The sequence below is a fragment of the Klebsiella sp. HMSC25G12 genome, assembly GCF_001807705.1.
Lineage (GTDB): Bacteria > Pseudomonadota > Gammaproteobacteria > Enterobacterales > Enterobacteriaceae > Klebsiella > Klebsiella variicola.
Window position 1 is genome coordinate 233,922 of the sequence record NZ_KV789926.1, and the last position, 377, is coordinate 234,298.

Consider the following 377-nt stretch of genomic DNA (forward strand, 5'->3'; position numbering starts at 1 on the left):
GCGCAGCCGAGTAATCCTCCCGGATGCACCATCTTCTTTCTGAATTAAGAGAGAAGAACGCTGTGAAAGCAGCGGCCCGCAGTGCGAGGCATAATCGAGTCACTCTACCGATTAGGCCATCATACTCAGTGTGGCAGGTGTTAGTTGTGACACTGACGCGTAGTAAAGCAAGTTTCCCGATGCATCCGTAGCTCAGCTGGATAGAGTACTCGGCTACGAACCGAGCGGTCGGAGGTTCGAATCCTCCCGGATGCACCATATTCTCCTTAGTAACAGCAACATTGTTGTTATCTGGTTTGCGAAACCATCGTAAGTGCCAGGAGAGTAACCCCGCAGTAAAATAGCTTTCCCGATGCATCCGTAGCTCAGCTGGATAG

General features: G+C 51.2%; 1 tRNA gene. It reads left to right on the forward strand.

Annotated elements, in window-relative coordinates:
* The first annotated feature begins 181 nt into the window (after nt 1-181).
* Nucleotides 182-258: transfer RNA gene (locus tag HMPREF3096_RS26720), tRNA-Arg, on the forward strand.
* Nucleotides 259-377: the final 119 nt, after the last annotated feature.